This window comes from Komagataeibacter medellinensis NBRC 3288 (assembly GCF_000182745.2).
Taxonomy (GTDB): Bacteria; Pseudomonadota; Alphaproteobacteria; order Acetobacterales; family Acetobacteraceae; genus Komagataeibacter; species Komagataeibacter medellinensis.
The window spans coordinates 433,504-447,495 of the sequence record NC_016027.1 but is presented as its reverse complement, the minus strand read 5'-3'; the positions used below and the strand labels follow the sequence as shown (position 1 = coordinate 447,495).

Annotated in this window: 12 protein-coding genes and 2 pseudogenes; 8 read left to right on the top strand and 6 right to left on the bottom strand. The window is 60.8% G+C overall.

What is annotated here, in order from left to right:
* The first annotated feature begins 88 nt into the window (after positions 1-88).
* Positions 89-1,486, top strand: coding sequence for a dihydropyrimidinase (gene hydA / locus GLX_RS01950; protein ID WP_014104369.1), 1,398 nt, complete (start codon positions 89-91; stop codon positions 1,484-1,486).
* Between the two features lie 39 nt (positions 1,487-1,525).
* Here hydA and GLX_RS01945 read toward each other — a convergent pair whose 3' ends face one another.
* On the bottom strand, positions 1,526-2,455 hold the full coding sequence (locus GLX_RS01945) for a nucleoside hydrolase (protein WP_014104368.1): 930 nt from the start codon (positions 2,453-2,455) through the stop codon (positions 1,526-1,528).
* Between the two features lie 150 nt (positions 2,456-2,605).
* On the opposite strand from GLX_RS01945, the gene GLX_RS01940 reads away from it, so the two are divergent.
* From GLX_RS01940 to GLX_RS18695, 3 genes and pseudogenes are all read left to right on the top strand, one after another.
* A complete protein-coding gene (locus GLX_RS01940) occupies positions 2,606-3,214 on the top strand; it encodes a nucleoside 2-deoxyribosyltransferase (protein WP_050856081.1) in 609 nt (202 codons plus the stop codon).
* A 246-nt stretch (positions 3,215-3,460) separates the two neighbouring features.
* Positions 3,461-3,553 (top strand): annotated as a pseudogene (locus GLX_RS19420) (alpha-amylase family glycosyl hydrolase); the annotation flags it as partial.
* A gap of 91 nt (positions 3,554-3,644) precedes the next feature.
* Positions 3,645-3,800 (top strand): hypothetical protein, encoded by a 156-nt coding sequence (locus tag GLX_RS18695; RefSeq protein WP_193360653.1) that lies wholly within the window; start codon positions 3,645-3,647, stop codon positions 3,798-3,800.
* Between the two features lie 299 nt (positions 3,801-4,099).
* Here GLX_RS18695 and glgX read toward each other — a convergent pair whose 3' ends face one another.
* Positions 4,100-6,232 carry a glycogen debranching protein GlgX gene (glgX, locus tag GLX_RS01930; RefSeq protein WP_014104365.1) on the bottom strand — a complete coding sequence of 711 codons (2,133 nt, stop codon included), beginning with the start codon at positions 6,230-6,232 and terminating at the stop codon, positions 4,100-4,102.
* 151 nt (positions 6,233-6,383) lie between these two features.
* On the opposite strand from glgX, the gene GLX_RS17970 reads away from it, so the two are divergent.
* Together GLX_RS17970 and GLX_RS01920 are read left to right on the top strand one after the other, a co-directional pair.
* Positions 6,384-6,656 (top strand): hypothetical protein, encoded by a 273-nt coding sequence (locus tag GLX_RS17970; RefSeq protein WP_148268524.1) that lies wholly within the window; start codon positions 6,384-6,386, stop codon positions 6,654-6,656.
* 93 nt (positions 6,657-6,749) lie between these two features.
* Positions 6,750-7,076, top strand: a complete 327-nt coding sequence (locus tag GLX_RS01920; protein WP_014104363.1) for a DUF1810 family protein — start codon at positions 6,750-6,752, stop codon at positions 7,074-7,076.
* Positions 7,077-7,081: 5 nt separating this feature from the next.
* On the opposite strand, the pseudogene GLX_RS01915 reads toward GLX_RS01920, so the two are convergent.
* The 4 genes and pseudogenes from GLX_RS01915 to GLX_RS01900 all read right to left on the bottom strand — a co-directional run.
* Positions 7,082-7,780 (bottom strand): annotated as a pseudogene (locus GLX_RS01915) (NADPH-dependent F420 reductase); the annotation flags it as partial.
* Positions 7,781-7,917: 137 nt separating this feature from the next.
* Positions 7,918-9,327 (bottom strand): DUF2252 domain-containing protein, encoded by a 1,410-nt coding sequence (locus GLX_RS01910; protein WP_014104361.1) that lies wholly within the window; start codon positions 9,325-9,327, stop codon positions 7,918-7,920.
* 486 nt (positions 9,328-9,813) lie between these two features.
* Positions 9,814-10,527 carry an aspartyl/asparaginyl beta-hydroxylase domain-containing protein gene (locus GLX_RS01905; RefSeq protein WP_014104360.1) on the bottom strand — a complete coding sequence of 238 codons (714 nt, stop codon included), beginning with the start codon at positions 10,525-10,527 and terminating at the stop codon, positions 9,814-9,816.
* 214 nt (positions 10,528-10,741) lie between these two features.
* A complete protein-coding gene (locus GLX_RS01900) occupies positions 10,742-11,656 on the bottom strand; it encodes an AraC family transcriptional regulator (RefSeq protein WP_014104359.1) in 915 nt (304 codons plus the stop codon).
* Between the two features lie 181 nt (positions 11,657-11,837).
* On the opposite strand from GLX_RS01900, the gene GLX_RS01895 reads away from it, so the two are divergent.
* Positions 11,838-12,893 carry an aldo/keto reductase gene (locus GLX_RS01895; RefSeq protein WP_014104358.1) on the top strand — a complete coding sequence of 352 codons (1,056 nt, stop codon included), beginning with the start codon at positions 11,838-11,840 and terminating at the stop codon, positions 12,891-12,893.
* A 23-nt stretch (positions 12,894-12,916) separates the two neighbouring features.
* Positions 12,917-13,972 (top strand): NAD(P)-dependent alcohol dehydrogenase, encoded by a 1,056-nt coding sequence (locus GLX_RS01890; RefSeq protein WP_014104357.1) that lies wholly within the window; start codon positions 12,917-12,919, stop codon positions 13,970-13,972.
* The last annotated feature ends 20 nt before the right edge of the window (positions 13,973-13,992 follow it).

Sequence of the window (13,992 nt, the reverse complement as noted above, 5' to 3'; positions counted from 1 at the left end):
CGTCAGGTCAGAATAACAATACGGTTCCGATATGGAATGACAAGCCCGTTCTGAACGCGCGCCACCCAACAGGAAAGAGAGTACGGTCATGCTTCATGTAAAAGGCGGCACGATTGTTACGGCCGATCGTACATTCAAGGCCGATATCCTGTGCGATGACAAGGGGCGGATCGCTTCCATCGCGCCTGATATCGCCACCCCCACCGGCTGTGAGGTCGTGGACGCGGGGGGGCTGCTGGTCATGCCTGGCGGCATCGACCCGCATACTCACCTGGAAATGCCCTTCATGGGTTCGGTCGCCAGTGATGATTTCTTTACCGGAACGGCTGCGGGCCTTGCGGGGGGAACGACCTCGATCATTGATTTCGTCATCCCCGAAGTGGGTGGCTCCCTGCTCGGCGCGTGGAAAGAGTGGCGCGGCAAGGCTGAAAAAGCCGCCGCCGACTACGCCTTCCACGTTGCCGTCACCCACTGGGATGAGCAGGTACCCAAGGATATGGAAACGCTGGTCAATGAATGCGGGGTGAACTCCTTCAAGCACTTCATGGCTTACAAGAACGCCCTGATGGTGGATGATGACGTGCTGCTGCACTCCATCCGCCGCGCAGGTGAACTGGGCGCGCTGTGTACTGTCCATGCCGAAAACGGCGATGCGGTGGCCTACCTGCAGGCAAAGCTGCTGGCGGAAGGTCAGACTGGGCCGGATGCCCATCCCCGTTCCCGCCCACCCACGGTGGAAGGCGAGGCCGCCCAGCGCGTGATCGCACTTGCGGGACTGCTGGATGCACCGGTCTATATCGTCCACGTCTCAACACAGGAAGCCGCCCACGCCATTGCCAATGCCCGCATGCGCGGCCAGCGCGTGTATGGGGAAGTTCTGCCGCAGCACCTGGTGTTTGACGAGAGCGTGTACACCAACCCCGACTGGCTGACCGCCGCGCGCTTTGTCATGAGTCCGCCGTTCCGCCCCAGGCACCACCAGCAGGCGCTATGGGCGGGGCTGACCTCGGGCCAGTTGCAGACCACGGCAACCGATCATTGCTGTTTCTGTGCCGGGCAGAAGGAAAATGGCCGTAGCAACTTCACCCATATCCCTAACGGCACGCCGGGAATCGAGGACCGGATGAGCATCATGTGGCACCACGGTGTGGTGTCCGGCCGCCTGACGCCGCAGGAATTCGTGGCGATCACCTCCACCAACACCGCGCGCATCTTCAACATGCACCCGCGCAAGGGCTGTATTGCCGAAGGTGCTGATGCCGACCTGGTACTGTGGGATTCCACCGGCACCCGCACCATTTCCGCCGCTACCCACCACCAGAACGTGGATTACAATATCTATGAAGGCATGACCGTAACCGGTGTTGCCCGGCGCACGATCAGCGCGGGCCGCGTGGTGTGGGATGATGGCGATCTGCGGGTCACTCGCGGCGCGGGCCAGTACATCGCGCGCGCGCCGCTGCCCCGTGGCCACAAGGCCGTATAAGGTGGCAGGCCGGGGGCACGCATGCCCCTGGCCCATGCATTACAGGCGGGACAGGCGATCGACAATCAGGTCGTACACACCCTCTACATCCACATCGCGCATGAAGAGCGCGTTCTTGGGCTTCCTGCTAATTCCCCACCAGTCAACCACGCTCATGCCCATGGTCAGCGGGCTACCGGTCTCGATTTCCACATTGACCTCGCGGCCATGATACAGGTCGGGCCTGAGCAGCCAGATCACGGTATTGGGGTCATGCAGCGGACCACCATCGGTGCCGTATTTCGTGGCCTCGAAGCGCTTTTCAAAGCGCAGCCAGGCCGCAACCACCGGGCCGATACGGTTGGGGATCTGCTCGATCCGTGCAAGGCGGGCAGCACTTGTATGCAACTGGTGGGTCACATCAAGCGGGAACACAACCAGCCTTATGCCGGATGCGAACACCATCTCGGCCGCATGGGGGTCAACATAAACATTGAACTCACCCGTGGGGGTTATGTTGCCTACTTCGGAAAACGCGCAGCCCATCATTACGATCTGGCCAATACGCTCACGCAGCGCGGGTTCGCGCGCAAGTGCCAGCGCAATGTTGGTCAGCGGCCCGATGGTACACAGCGTGATCGAACCGGGTGGGTTTTCCATGACCGTGCGAATGATGAAATCAACCGCATGGCCCGGGTTCGCGGCACGGCTTGGGGGCGGCAGGTCCACCCCTTCAAACCCCGTGCGGCCATGCACATGGGTAGCATTGACCGCAGGGCGCAGCAGCGGGCGGTCGGCGCCAGCATGGACGGGTATGTCTGTCCGGCCCGCCAGGTCAAGGGTCTTGAGTGCATTTTCGGTGGTCTGTTCCACCGATACGTTGCCCGCGACCGTGGTCACACCCAGCAGTTCGATCTCGGGGCTTGCCAGCGCCAGCAGTATGGTCAGGGCATCGTCCTGCCCGGGATCGGTATCGATAATGATCTTCATGCATACTCCACTGGAGAAAAGTCGCCCGCACGCTTGCGGCCGACTGGCGTCGCACCCGATTAGACCATCCGTACGCCAAAAAAGCGATACAGTGCGGGCGGAATTGACCAGTATTGTTTCGATATGAGAAATAACAGGAACAACCCAATCATGAACACCCAAAGCCCCTCCCCCCGCGCACCGCGCATCTACCTTGCGGGCGACACGGTCTTCCGGCCCGGCGCGGCAGACCTGTTCCGCGCTATGAAGGACATCTGCACCAAGGCCGGGCTGGAAGGTGTCTGCCCCTTTGACGGGCAGGCCGAGGTGGATGACCTTGCACCCGGTGCGCAGACCAGCCTGCTGATCGCCCGCCTGGACCGTGACCTGATGGACGGGTGCGACGCGGGCGTGTTCTGTCTCGACCCCTTCCGCCGCGCGGCCGACATGGACCCCGGTACCGCCGTCGAGATCGGCTACATGGCAGCCCAGGGCAAGAAACTGGCTGGTTATACGGTCGATGGTCGCGCGTACCCGCAAAAGGTGGCTCAATACCGCAAACAGGCATGGGGGGATTCTCTGCGGGAGAGGACGGGCAATGGCGGCAGTGGCACGACGGAAGATGCCGATGGCCTGATCGTCCATTCTGAAGGCATGGTCCAGAACGCCATGACCGAGGGCTTCATCCGCCTGTCGGGCGGGGAAGTCTGTGTGGATACGGACCTGCTGACCGCCTTTGGCATGGCAATCGACAATCTGCGCCAGCGTCTGCTGGGCTGATACACGGACCGCACAAGGAACGGACAGACATGGACCTTACCCGCGGGATATGACCCGCCTTCTCGGAACCACGTTTTTCCTCGTCCCGGCCACTGCGGCACAGGTCCGTGGCAGCAGGAAAGCCTGCACACCTTTGTCAGCAAGCAACCCGACCTGAAGAACTGAGAGAACCTCAAGGTCCGCGTCAAGGCTGCGGACTCCCTGCGCAACCTGATACAGGTCAGCCGTGATAACGCGCGTACGCCCATGCAGTGGGATGACACGGCGCATGTGGGCTTTACCACCGCAGCCAGGTCGTGGTTTGCGGTTAACCCGAACTACAGGCAGATCAATGTGCGGTCGGAAAGTGTCGACCCCACATCCGTCCTGTCCTTCTATCGCGCCATGATTCGCCTGTGCTGGCGATGGCGCTGCCTCTCGGATGGGTGGTGTGAGGATATCTCCCCCCGACACGCAGGTTTATGCCTATACCCGCCGCGCAGGCAGGAAAGCAGCCGTGGTCGCGCTGGATTTTTCCGATACGGATGCATCGTTTACCCTGCTTGTGGGCCACGCTGCCGATGTTAAAGGGAATGCGGAGACGTAGACCAACCTGCTCAAGGTGTTCCTGATGGAAAAGGCAGCTTACGAAATCCGGTATGATGCCGCCAACCGCGCCCTACATGGCTTGCCCTTCTGACCGCGCTGGCCGGGATGGAACCTGCCCACCCATCACGCCCGCCAGGACGAAAGGCCAGCCATAGTCGCCTGCATCCTCCCGGCGGCCATGCGGATCATGGTCAGGATTCTGCTGGAACGCGACATTGGGTGCTGCTCTTGAAAAAAAAGGGCGGCACCCACAAATGTTCATTCATTATCAGTCTGTAAAAGGCGGTTCCTCTCCGCTCAGGCAGGTGCCGCATCGGGTAGCAGTTCAAAGAGCGCGAAGGCGCGGTCCGCTATGGGATAGAGGTTACCGGGACTGAAATGCCGGTCCGTCTGCCCGGCGCCCCCATCGTCGATACGGGTATCGACCAGAAGCCGCCAGTGCTGGTCGGATACGGATGGCAGGGTCAGTTCAACCGGTTCGCTCCGGGCATTGAATACCATGAGCAGGGTCGCATCCGCGCCACGGCGGCGGATACCGGTGGGCTGGGCGCGGCCATCAAGCATAAGCCCCACGCAATGTGCGCCGTCCCAATCCTGCGGGGTCATTTCTACCCCGTCGGGGCGCAGCCAGGTCAGTTCCTTTATGTCCAGTTCCGCATTATACGCCTCGGTCAGGAAGCGCCCGCGCCGTAATATGGGCAAGCGCCTGCGCAGGTCGGTCAGCCATGTGACAAAGCGGATGAGCGTCTTGCCGCGTGTGCCAAAATCCCAGTTGATCCATGATATCGGGTTGTCCTGGCAATAAGCGTTGTTGTTCCCCCCCTGCGTACGGCCAAACTCGTCTCCCGCCAGCAGCATGGGCGTACCCTGCGCCACAAGCAGGGTGGCAAGCATATTGCGGATCTGTCGACCGCGCAGTTCCTGTATGGCGGGATCATCGCTCGGCCCCTCCACGCCGTAATTGCTGCTGTTGTTCTGGTCCGCGCCATCATGACCGTCCTCGCCATTGGCTTCGTTGTGCTTGGTGTCGTAGGTCACGCAGTCATTAAGGGTAAAGCCGTCATGCGCGGTCAGGAAGTTCACGCATGCCCACGGTTTGCGCCCCTGGTGGTCGAACTGCTCAGGGCTGGCCAGCAGGCGCGGGGCCAGGGCACCCGCCCCTTCGCCCCCACGCCAGAAATTGCGCACCACATCACGGAAACGGTCATTCCACTCCGCCCAACCGGGCGGGAAACCGCCCACCTGGTAGCCGCCGGGGCCACAGTCCCATGGTTCGGCAATCAGCTTCACGGTTTCCAGCGTGGGGTCCTGTGAACAGGCCATGAGGAAACCGGACTGGTTATCGAACCCGTTGGGCTCACGCGCAAGGATGGTGCCAAGGTCGAAGCGGAAGCCATCCACATGCATCTCGTCCGCCCAGTAGCGCAGGCTGTCGGTCACCATCTGGATCACGCGCCGGTGCGACAGGTTGACCGTGTTGCCCGTGCCCGTATCATTCACATAATAGCGCGGCTGGTCCTTGACCAGGCGGTAGTAGGAGACGTTATCGATGCCCCGGAACGAAAGCGTCGGCCCGCACTCGTTGCCTTCCGCCGTGTGGTTGTAGACAACATCCAGAATGACCTCCAGCCCGGCTGCGTGTATGGCGGAGACCATCTCCTTGAACTCACGCAGGGATTCCGCGCGGTCGGCAGCATAGTGCGGATCGGGCGCAAAGAAGCCGATCGTGTTGTAGCCCCAGTAATTGCTCAGCCCCTTTTCCAGCAGGTGCTGGTCATTGACAAAGCTGTGTACGGGCAGGAGTTCGAGCGAGGTAACACCCAGGGCGCGGATGTAGTCCAGCACATCGCGCGTGGCCAGCCCTGCATAGGTGCCGCGCAGCCCTTCGGGCACGCGGGGGTGCAAGCGGGTCAGGCCTTTGACATGGGCTTCATACAGCACCGTCTGGTCCCATGGCAGCGGATTGCGGCCCGACTGGCCATGCCAGTCAAAACCGGGGTTGATCACCACGCATTTTGGCATGAAGCGCGCGCTGTCGCGGGTGTCAAAGCTCAGATCCGCATCCTTGTGGCCAAGCGTGTAGCCAAACAGGGCGGGATCCCACTTCAGGTCCCCCATATGGGCGCGGGCATAGGGGTCGAGCAGTAGCTTGTTAGGGTTGAAACGATGGCCGACATCGGGCTCATACGGTCCGTGCACCCGGTAACCATAGAACTGTCCGGGGCCTATATCGGGCAACCAGCCATGAAAGATCTGGTCGGTATATTCGGGCAGGGTGATACGTTCGATTTCGGTCATGCCATCATGGTCGAACAGGCAGACTTCCACCTTATGCGCATGGGCTGAAAAAAGGGCAAAATTGACCCCTTCCCCATCCCATGTTGCCCCGCGCGGGTAGGGATGTCCTTCACGCAGGCGGTCTTTGAGCATCCGGGCCAAGGCATCATCTTCCTTTTTGCAGGGGTCTGTGCTGGATCAACGCCACCGGACGGCACTGGTTTGGTCTGTCATGGCGTGCGGTATGCGTGCAACCTCCGGTCATGCCATCCGTTGCATGGCTGTCCAGTATTGGGGAAAAACCATGTTCAGGATGCAAGTAAAAGAGACGCCAGATATTTCCGTGCCTTTCGACCCGCCTGCATCTGGCACACCGGTACAGCTACCCCCGCCTTATGACCCTGATAGACATGATCCCGACGATGAGAAACCGCTGGATCCGCCCGACTGGCCCGTTCCCGACGACGATGAGGATGGTGATCATGATGACGGGCGCGACGAGCCACCCGCACGCGATGAGGAAAATGGAGGCCCGCTTTTCAGCCTGTGCGTAGACCCGCATGCCCGATCCCTTTGACCTGCAACGCTTCGTGCACACATAGGAACCGGTCTTGGAAACCTTACGCCATGAAACTGGCTGCGAAGTATAAACGCACTTACTGGATGTGATTTGTTTGTCTTCGCGCAATTTGCCGAGCTGGGCCACAGCTCCATGGCGCAGCGTTATGCCATACGCTTGATGGCGGAAGCCGGGGCCTTCATGGCTCACTTGCTATCGGGACCGCAATTGGTGGCATGCATGGCAATGGTCAATGCGCTGACAGGGCGCAGCGCCCATGCCATTTTTGGCATGCCGGATGACAGGAAATTCCATTCATCCAAGACCCTGTTCCACCGCGCCGCCCTGCGGGAGGCAGCGTTTTGCACCGCCCTTGCCTGCTTTTTCAATGATGCGGAAGATACGCCAACCCTGCGCCGTGCCCATCTCGTGCCGTAAGCGACTCAGGCAGGCTGTTCAAAGCTGCCAGGGCTTTTGTCGGTGGCACTCCATTGCGGCAGGCGTTCAGGGCGTGCCTGCGCCAGCGCATGGCGCACGCCATCTGCATCAAGGTCGGCGCAATAGACCGGCGTGCCCGGCTGCTGCCGCCACGACCCGGCCAGTGGGCCGGCATCAACCGGATCAAAGCCCAGCGCGTCCACCATCTCCATCACCACTTTCTTCGCCCGCGCGTCATCCCCAGCCACGGGCAGCGCGATCCGTCCCGGCGTGCCGGCCGGCCGACCATTTTCCAGCAGGTGCCTTGCGTAGATATTGTTGAATGCCTTTATTACGGGCCGACCAATATGCTGCGCCATCCATACACTCTCGGGCGTGCCATCCTCTATGGCGGCAATCCGGCCATCGCGCTGGCGCGGGTAATAATTGCAGGTATCCACAACCACCACTTCGGGCGACACATGCGCAAACGGGGCATGACCCAGCGCCGGTATGTTCTTTTCAGGAATGGTGACGACAATCAAGTCCGCCCCCTTCACCGCATCCGCCACCGTGGCGGCGTGTGCACCGCTCTGTGCGGCAAGGGCAGCCAGAGTCTGCGGCCCGCGTGAATTGGCGATCGAGACGCTGTGCCCCAGCGCCACGAGCTTGCACGCCAGTGTGCCACCAATCTGTCCCGCGCCGATAATACCGATTTTCATATGCCTGCTCCATAATGCTGTGTTGTGTCATCTGCCCGAAAGGGTCATGCCCGGCCCATCCGTTTCCAGCAGCCGGATTGGATGTAACGAGGCGGATACGAGGCTGTTTCCGCCCCGGCCACGCACGCCGTGCGGCCCACCTATGCCACCACGATCCGTCCTGTCCTGACAGCCTTGCAAAAGACGTCCCAGTCAGCTCTGGTCTGGTCGGCATACAGAATGGAAAAACTGCCCACAGCGTCGGAAAAACTGCGCCCCCTGCCCAAATAGCCGCTGATGACCGCGGTATCGCCAGAACGGGCATGCGCACGGGCAAGGGTGCGGCCATACAGGTGCGCGTAATCAGGCAGCCCTTCAGGTGTAACATCGGAACCGACTGCGGCCAGGCGGGCATCTTTGAGGCGGCGGACATAGAACTGCCTGCCAGCCCCCAGAAACCCCGCCTCATCCGTCGCACCCCTGTCCTGCCCCGCGCTATGGGTCCAGCCAAGAAAGAGGTCACTCTGCGCCTGCATGATACGCTGACCCGTGACCACACGTTGCCCCTGGTTGGAAAAAGACGACAGGCCGGCAAATGGCGCCAGAACGGATTGCTGTGCCTCCTTGATCTGCAACAGGAGCATGTCGCCATCGACCGTGGCAAACAACCCGATGGCGCAGAACATGCCCACGCTCCCGATCCCCACGACCTTGAAGATGACATCATGCAACCTGTAGCGTGCCAGCAGCACCCCAAGTTCCGCAGGCTGTGTTGCCACGTAGCGGGCAAAGGCTTTCCGGATCACATCATCATGCGCGGGCAGGCGCATGACCAGTGGCCGGCGCTCACGCAGGGCGGGCATGGGCTGGCGGGTATCGACAAGGCCGTAATGACCGCGCGCACTTTCCATGCGTTGCGCCAGCAGGGCCTGTGCCTGTGTACGGGCCTGTTTGCTGGCAAAGCCTGCAATGGCGGCGGACAGGTTAATCGGATTGGCCCATACTTCCAGCGGCGAAAACAGCGAAAGCCGTTTCATTTCCGTAGCGTAGGCCTGCGCCATGGTGACCGCAAGCCGGCGGCTTGCGCCATCGGACAGGCCACCCTGCCGCCCCGCCAGCACCAGCGATGTGCCAAGGCGCTTGATGTCCCATTCAAACGGGGCGGGCAGCGTTTCGTCAAAGTCGTTGATATCGAAGACCGGCGTTCCCTCGGCCGAGGCATAGCTTCCAAAATTGGCCAGATGGCAGTCACCGCAACCCTGCACCATCGGACCGGCCGCAGGTGTATGGGCAAGGTCGCCGGCCATGATTGTCGCCGCCCCGCGCAGGAAGGCAAAGGGCGATACCAGCATGCGCGCATACCGGACCGGCAGCAGGTCCTGTATGCGCGAAGTACCTTGGGCAATGAGTACCCCAACCGGGTCCGGTCGCCCGTGGGGCGCGTGCCACAGGCCATGGCGCGCACGCGCCGTGCCCTTGCGCAGAGCGGCGCCGTATTCATAACGCGCCCGGCGGCTCAGGTCACAGGCATCGGGCTGCGGGCGGGACAGGGGGGAGCGTGCTGGTTTCATACGGGGAGGATATCGTTTTTGACATATTATGTCATCCTTGCCCACTCGCCCCCACAAGGGTGCGCTACCGCATGCATGGACAGATTGCCATATTATGAGAAAACGCCCTGATCTCCCGCCACACTATATTAATGAATAAAACTGAAGACACGCGGCTCACGCGGAACGGGAAAGACATTGATGGGCAGATTTATGAAGTACAACCCTTCCGCATCTTCTCGGCATGGATGCCAGAAAATAGGATTGATTGTTTTTATTCAAGGTTGGTTTTCTGGACACCTGTAAAAAACGCTGTCTTTAACACTGTTGCTCCGCGCTGAATGCGATTCAGGTCAATATCACCATTGCATCGGCCTGCTATTACTGTTTTACCAACTGTTATACCGGTGCGGCACCCGAAGCATTGCGGGAACGGCTTGACTTCAACATAAAGACCATCCTGCGCCTGGCCTGCCAGGATTAGGCAGGCATGCGCGCGGCATATCCCTACCCCCGCCGATCAAGGTTTTTGCGGATATCCTGCACAAAGCGTGAATAGCGCACGCCCACGAAAAACAGGCTCATAAGCAGCCGTGCCGGCCACCGGCAGGGCCGCCTGACCTGTATGAGCAGGACATAGCGGTCCTGATCCGTGTTGTTCCAGACTTCGTGATTATAGGTGTCATCAAACAGGAGGGAATGACCATCGGTCCATGGGCAGACATGAAGCTTTTCCCCTTCCTCGATCTGGATCCAGCAGTTTTCGCGGTCCGCGGGAACACGCAGGGCCAGATGATAGGTCAGCATGCCCTTGGTCATGCCGCGATGGCGCGGGATGTGGCAGCCTGCTTCCAGCACCGAGAAACTGGCGGTGCACAGATCCGGGATATGATCGATCAGGGTTGCCGTAAGCGGCACGCGGGCACGGTTTTCCTGCCGCTTGTAGCCGTATCCTTCCAGAAAGAAGGAATGCCAGCGCCTGTCCGCCGCAATACGCCCGTGATCGGGTGAGATATCCCCCAGTGAAGGAATGTTGCCCACGCCCACCCGCAGGGCTTCATCACGGATGTTTTCCCAGTTCCGCTCCAGCATGCTGACCCATGGCATGATGGAAGGGTCAAACACCGCCTGGTCGGGCAGGAGGGACTGGCGCATGATGAAGGCATCCACCCTGTCGCGCAGCCCTTTTGTAAGATGATAAATGGTCTTCTTTCGTGCCATCTCATACTCCCCGGCAATGCTGCATCCCTAGAATATGTTATGCATGGAAACAATAACCATCACGACGCAATACAAAAAAAAATTTTTGGAAGGTTACAAAGTAAATCAAGGTATGCGCATACGACAATTCTGTTAATACATTTATTGGGTGCAACTTTATTCATGTGCCCTGCAGGCAAGTATTATGCGCGGCACAAGGCCGCAATGGCCCGTACTACCCTGCCTGCTGACGCTGCGGCATCGCACGTAGCGTGGCGCGCAGCGCGGCCACATCGCGTGCGGGTGGAACGCCAAAAAGGCGGCGATAGTCACGGCTGAACTGCGACGGGCTTTCATACCCCACCGCAAAGCCCGCCCTGGCGGCATCTTCGCCCACACTCACCATCCGCCTGCGCGCTTCATGCAGGCGGATGCGCGTCCTGTACTGCAGTGGACTCATCATGGTGACCGCGCGAAAATGGCGGTAGAACGAGGGCGTGCTCATGCCGGTCTGCCGCGCCAGGGTATCTACATCGAACGCCTGCGCGTAATGCTGGCGTATCCATGCAATGGCCCCGCTGACCTGCGACAGGTGGCTGCCAGCCAGGGCAATCTGGCGCAACTGCCCGCCCTGTTCGCCCTGCAGCAGACGATAGAGGATCTCGCGCTTGATAAGCGGTGCCAGAACCGGGATATCCCCTGTCCGGTCCAGCAGGTTGACCAGACGCGCCATGGGGCACAGCAGGTCATCCGTCAATGCGCTGACCGCAAGGCCGGGAGACATGCGCGCGTCCGTTGCGACCGGTGGTGCGCCCAGCAGCAGGGCCGCGACCTCGGCCGGGTCAAGGTCAAGGCTGAGCGACAGGTAGGGCATGTCCGCACTTGCCTGCGTGACACAACTGGTAACCGGCAGGTCTACGGTTGCGATCAGGTATTTGCGCGTATCATAGGTAAAGACCCGCGTGCCCAGCCTGACCTGCTTGCTGCCCTGCACGATCATGCACAACCGGGGGCGGTACACGCTTTCCATAGGCAGGGTCTGCCCCACCGAATGGAAAAGGACCAGCCCCGGCACGGGTGTTTCGGTCTGCAGGCCCGTGGCATGCCGGGCCATGGTCTGGCGCAGGGTCATGAGTGGCTGGGACATCATGTTTTCTCTATCATCATGGTGGCAGGTCCGGTATGGCACCAACAGGCTCAGGCCGTCACTATGATAGGATCGTGCAAGGATCAGATCGTATCTCTGTATGCAAGCCCTGCCATGCACGGCATGATGTCCCACCAGCCCGGAGCCGCATGGGACCGGGCGCCCCTGAACCGCGGGAACAGCGATGAAATACAACCCACTGGGCCAGACCGGCCTCCTGGTGTCCGAACTGTGCCTCGGCACCATGACATTTGGCGGCAATGACGGCATATGGAAGGAAATGGGCGGCCTGGACCAGAAACACGCGGACGGGCTTGTGCGTACCGCGCTCGATGCCGGGGTCAACTTCATCGATACGGCCAACGTGTATGCTGCCGGCCAGTCCGAGCAGATCACGGGCCAGGCGCTGCGCAACCTTGGCGTTGCGCGCGATGATGTGGTGATCGCCACCAAGGTGCTTGGCCCCATGGGTGCCGGCCCCAACGCACGCGGCGCCTCGCGCGCCCATATCCTGGCGCAGGCGCGCGCCAGCCTGAAGCGGCTGCAGCTTGAGCATATCGACCTGTACCAGATCCATGGCGTGGACCCCCTGACACCGATCGAGGAGACCATGGAGGCGCTCGATACACTCGTGCGCAGTGGGGATGTGCGCTATGTTGGTGTATCGAACTGGGCGGCATGGCAGATTGCCAAGGCGCTGGGCATTGCCGAGCGCAAAAACCTTGCCCCACTGCGCTCGCTGCAGGCGTACTATACCCTTGCCGGGCGCGACCTGGAGCGTGAACTGGCTCCCATGCTGCTGTCCGAACAGGTGGGGCTGATGGTCTGGAGCCCGCTGGCCGGTGGCCTGCTGTCGGGCAAGTACAATCGTGATGGCACATCCATGACGGGTGACGGACGGCGGGCGAATTTCGATTTTCCACCCGTCAACCGCGAACGCGCCTTTGACGTGATTGATGCCATGCGCCCCATGGCCGCAGCCCACGGATGCAGCGTGGCGCAGATCGCCCTGGCATGGCTTTTGCACCAGAAGGTGGTCACCACCGTCATCATGGGGGCCCGCCGCCCCGAACAGTTGACCGACAACCTGGCCGCCACAGCGATCACATTATCCGAAGTGGAACTGGCGGCCCTTGATCATGTCAGTGCCCTGCCCCCGGAATACCCTGGCTGGATGATCGAACGCCAGGGCGGCTACCGTACGGGCGCCATGGCGGGCGAGAAACCCAAATCCGCCTGAACAGAAAACGGAAGGACTCCAGAATGCTTTCATGTGTCGGCTATGCCGCAACAGCGGCCGATGCCCCACTCAAGCCCTTTACCTTCGAGCGGCGCGAAACCGGGCCTGATGACGTACGGATCGATATCCTGTACTGCGGCGTGTGCCATTCCGACCTGCATCAGGCACGTAATGAATGGCACAATACGATCTATCCCTGCATTCCGGGTCATGAAATCGTAGGCCGGGTAGCTGAAACGGGGACGTCGGTCACCCGTTTCAAAAAAGGCGATATGGTTGGCGTGGGCTGCCTGGTTGATTCGTGTCGTGAATGCGCCAGCTGCCGCGAGGGGCTGGAGCAGTATTGCGAGGTCGGTTTTGTTGCCACCTATAATGGCGAAGACCGGCACGGCCGCGGCATTACGTTTGGCGGTTATTCGCGCGCCGTGGTAGTTGACCAGTCCTTCGTGCTGCGCGTGCCCGACACCCTGGACCCGGCGGCAGCCAGCCCGCTGCTGTGTGCGGGCATTACCACATGGTCACCGCTGCGCAAGTGGAAGGTCGGACCCGGCCAGCGTGTTGGCATTGTCGGGCTGGGTGGGCTGGGCCACATGGGGGTCAAGTTCGCCCGTGCGCTGGGGGCGGAAGTGGTATTGTTCACTACATCGCCCGGCAAGATAGCCGATGGCCTGCGTCTGGGCGCGCATGAGGTCGTGCTGTCAAAGGACGCCGATGCGATGGCGAAAGAGCGCGGGCAGTTCGACTTCATTCTTGATGCCGTGGCGGCGGACCATGACATCAACGCCTATCTGGACCTGCTCAAGCGCGATGGTACGATGGTGCAGGTGGGCGCGCCGGAAAAGCCGCTGCCGGTTTCCGTGTTCAGCCTGCTCATGAAGCGCCGCAGCTTTGCCGGTTCTCTGATTGGCGGTATTCCCGAAACGCAGGAAATGCTGGATTTCTGCGGCAAGCACAACATCACGGCGGATATCGAGATGATCCGCATGGACGAGATCGAAACCGCATACACACGCATGCTGCGTTCGGATGTGAAATACCGCTTCGTGATCGACATGGCGACCATGCCCCAGAGCGCATGACCTGCCCGGCCTGAAAATTC